The sequence below is a fragment of the Brachyspira sp. genome (assembly GCF_050873525.1).
Lineage (GTDB): Bacteria > Spirochaetota > Brachyspiria > Brachyspirales > Brachyspiraceae > Brachyspira.
In genome coordinates this window covers 1-3901 of sequence record NZ_JBNMIZ010000235.1, presented here as the reverse complement: position 1 = coordinate 3901, position 3901 = coordinate 1, and the positions used below count along the sequence as shown (strand labels likewise).

Here is a 3901-nt window from a genome sequence, read left to right as displayed (position 1 = left end):
TTTATTTTCAAGGAGAAAAAATCATGAGAAAATCTTCAATCTTTATTATAAGCGCAGCGCTTATAATATCCTCCGTTATGTTAATGTCATGCGGAGACAATAGCGGAACTACCGTTAGTGCGGACGCGCCGACTATCGGAGTTACAATATACCGATACGATGACAATTTTATGTCTTTCGTTAGAAGGAATATTGAAAGTTTTACTTCGGGAAAAGCCAATTTAATAATGAACGATTCCCAAAACAATCAGGCTCAGCAGAACGACCAAGTGGATGTTATGCTAAACAAAGAAGTTAAAGCTTTGGCGATTAATTTGGTAGACCCTCAAGCGGCTCAAACGATAATCGATAAAGCGAAAGCGAAAGATATGCCTGTAATATTTTTCAATAAAGAAGCAAGCCCGCAAGCTATGAGCAGTTATGATAAAACTTGGTATGTGGGAACTAAAAGCGAAGAATCGGGAGATATGCAAGGGCAGGTTGTCGTAAATACTTGGAGAGCTAATCCTTCTTGGGACAAAAACGGAGACGGCGTTATACAATATGTTTTGATAAAAGGCGAACCAGGTCACCCCGATGCGGAAGCTAGAACTTCGCATGTAACGAAATATATAACCGAAAACGGAATTCAAGTTCAAAGATTGGAAGAACAAAACGCGAATTGGGATACGGCGAGAGCGAAAGATATAATTGACGCTTGGATGCAAAAACATGGCGACAGAATAGAATTCATATTCTCAAATAATGACGCTATGGCTTTGGGCGCTTTGCAATCCATTCAGGCTTTAGGTTATAATCAAGGCGACAATAATAAATTTATTCCAATAGTTGGAGTTGACGCTATTCCCGATATGTTAAACGAAATCAAAAAAGGCTCGGTTGTAGGAACTGTTCTTAACGATGCATTAAATCAGGCAAAAGCCGTTGTAGATTTGTCTTTAAATGTTTCGGCTGGAAAAGAACCTTTGGAAGGCACGGAATGGACATTGGACGAAGTTAAAGCGGTTAGAGTTCCTTATGTTCCTATAACTATAGACAATATAGAAGTGGCAGAAAATACTTATAAATAAATTCTCATAACTTTTGGGGGTATTAAATTTTTTAATATCCCCATTTTTTATATTTTATAAGATTTAAATATTAGTATATTAGAAGGAAAATAATTTATGAGCGATGATAAAAAAGTCATTCTTGAAATGAAAAATATTTCCAAACAGTTTCCCGGCGTTAAGGCTTTGGATAACGCTCAATTAACCGTAAAAGAGGGCGAAGTTGTGGCGCTTATGGGAGAAAACGGAGCGGGAAAATCGACTTTAATGAAATGTTTATTTGGAATTTATCATAAAGACAGCGGAGAGATATTTTTAGACGGAAAAGAAGTTAATTTTACATCTCCGAAACAGGCTTTAAATAACGGCGTGGCTATGGTGCATCAGGAATTAAATCAAGTGAGACAGAGAAGTATTGCCGATAATATCTGGCTTGGAAAATATCCGACTAAATTATTTATGGTTGACGAAAAAAAGATGTTCGATGCCACTAAAGAAATTTTTGACGATTTGGAAATTCCGTTGAATCCTAAAACTAAAGTAAATACTTTGTCCGTATCCGAAATGCAAATGGTTGAAATAGCAAAAGCGGTTTCTTACAATTCTAAAATATTGGTGCTTGACGAACCGACAAGTTCGCTTACCGAAAAAGAAGTTGCAAAATTATTCAAAATTATAAGAAAACTTCAAAGCAGAGGCGTTGGAATGATTTATATCTCTCATAAAATGGAAGAGATACTTCAAATATCGGACGAAGTGACGATAATGCGAGACGGAAAATATGTGGCAACTACTCCGTCAAAAGATTTAACTACAGATATTATAATTAAACAAATGGTTGGGCGAGATTTAACGAATAGATTTCCTCCAAAAACGAATACTCCATCGGAAAATATTTTAGAGATTAAAAATTTTACAGCGTATTATCAGCCTTCATTAACCGATGTCAATTTTAATGTGCGAAAGGGCGAAATATTCGGAATCGCTGGATTAGTCGGAGCTAAAAGAACGGAAATACTTGAAAGCATTTTCGGTATGCGAACATTATCGAGCGGGCAGATAGTCAAAAGAGATATGACGATAAAAAATAATACCACGAGAAAAGCGATAAAGCATGGTTTTGCGCTTGTTACGGAAGAGAGAAGACAGACGGGAATATTTGCCATGCTTTCGATTAATTTTAATTCTATAATAGCGAATATCGACAATTATAAAGGCAATTTCGGATTTTTGAATAATAGAAAAATGCATGAAGATACTATGTGGGTAATCGACAGCATGCAGGTAAAAACTCCTTCGGAAAAAACTATGATACAGTCGTTATCGGGAGGAAATCAGCAGAAAGTTATTCTTGGAAGATGGCTTTTAAGCGCGCCAGATATTTTGATGCTTGACGAACCTACGCGCGGAATCGATGTCGGCGCAAAATACGATATTTATAAATTGATTATAGATTTGGCTACGGAAGGAAAAACTATTATTATGGTTAGCTCGGAAATGCCAGAATTATTGGGTATAACCGATAGAATAATGGTTATGAGTAACGGAAAAGTTGCTGGTATAGTGGAAACGAAAGAGACTAATCAGGAAGAGATAATGTCTCTATCCGCTAAATATTTATGATTTAAATTTTATAATTTAAATAAATAATTAAAAATAAAAAAACAAAAAATAAAACGATTAAGGAAAATATTATGTCGGAAAAATCTAATCTTAAAACAATCAAAACTTTTATATTGAATAACGCGATATTTGCGGCTCTTCTTATAATACTAATCGGTATTATAATCAAAGAACCTTCTTTTTTCAGGTTAAGCAATTTCTTAAATATATTCGCTCAAGCCTCGACTCGTATGATTATCGCGGTAGGAATAGGAACTTTGCTCGTAACTCAAGGAAACGACCTCGGAGCGGGCAGGGCGGTTGGACTTGCGGCAGTTGTGAGCGCGTCTTTACTTCAGTCGCTCGATAATCCGACAAGAATGTATCCTAATTTGCCGTTGCTTCCCGTTATACTTCCAATACTTTTGGTTATGATTATACTTATGGTTTTCGGGCTAATAAACGGAATAATAATTTCAAAATTGTATGTGACGCCTTTTATCGCCACTTTGGGAATGCAGCTCATTCTTTACGGCGTGACAAGCACTTATTTTGACCGACCTCCTTACGGAGCGCAGCCAATCGGCGGACTCGACCCGAGATTTACGAATTTGGCTCAAGGCGGAATAAAAATCGGAAGTTGGACGATTTCATATTTGATAATATTTGCCGTCATAATAACTTTTATAATGTGGGTTATATGGAATAAAACAAAACTTGGAAAAAATATTTTTGCCGTTGGAGGAAATCCAGAAGCGGCTGCCGTTTCGGGCGTAAATATTCCTTTAACTTTAATGATTGTCTATACTATGGCGGGCGCTTTATACGGCATAGCTGGTTCTTTGGAAGTTGCGCGTGTCGGTTCGGCTACAAACAATTTGGGAAACGGCTACGAACTTGACGCTATAGCAGCTTGCGTTGTCGGAGGAGTTTCTTTTTCGGGCGGTATCGGTTCTATTTTGGGAATAGTTTCGGGCGTTTTAATATTTCAGGTTATAAACTACGGCATGTCTTTTGTCGGCATCTCTCCTTACATGCAATATATAATCAAAGGAGCGATAATAATAGCTGCGGTTGCGGTTGACACTCAAAAATATTTGAAAAAGGTTTGATTATTTATGACTGCGGATAACGACCCTTTTAATAGAGAATTTAATAAAAGAGAAACCAGAAGAAGAACTATAAAATCTTGGCTGTTTTTAGGTTTGATTTTTCTTATATTCGTTATTGCGGAATTGATATATAGATTT

3 protein-coding genes are annotated in these 3901 nt (G+C 36.6%); all 3 read left to right on the top strand.

All coding sequences use genetic code 11. The features are described from left to right. Positions 1-23: 23 nt before the first annotated feature. The gene (locus ACR0QS_RS11810; protein WP_432633651.1) at positions 24-1070 is read left to right on the top strand and encodes a galactose ABC transporter substrate-binding protein; all 1047 of its coding nucleotides are present in this window, start codon (positions 24-26) and stop codon (positions 1068-1070) included. 96 nt (positions 1071-1166) lie between these two features. Further along, a complete protein-coding gene (gene mglA / locus ACR0QS_RS11805; protein ID WP_432633650.1) occupies positions 1167-2672 on the top strand; it encodes a galactose/methyl galactoside ABC transporter ATP-binding protein MglA in 1506 nt (501 codons plus the stop codon). Between the two features lie 71 nt (positions 2673-2743). Further along, positions 2744-3763, top strand: a complete 1020-nt coding sequence (gene mglC, locus ACR0QS_RS11800) for a galactose/methyl galactoside ABC transporter permease MglC (protein ID WP_432633649.1) — start codon at positions 2744-2746, stop codon at positions 3761-3763. Positions 3764-3901: the final 138 nt, after the last annotated feature.

What these genes read in the sequence shown, in the direction of transcription:
- ACR0QS_RS11810 (WP_432633651.1), top strand. Translation starts at nt 24, where the DNA reads ATGAGAAAATCTTCAATCTTTATTATAAGCGCAGCGCTTATAATATCC.
- mglA (WP_432633650.1), top strand. Translation starts at nt 1,167, where the DNA reads ATGAGCGATGATAAAAAAGTCATTCTTGAAATGAAAAATATTTCCAAA.
- mglC (WP_432633649.1), top strand. Translation starts at nt 2,744, where the DNA reads ATGTCGGAAAAATCTAATCTTAAAACAATCAAAACTTTTATATTGAAT.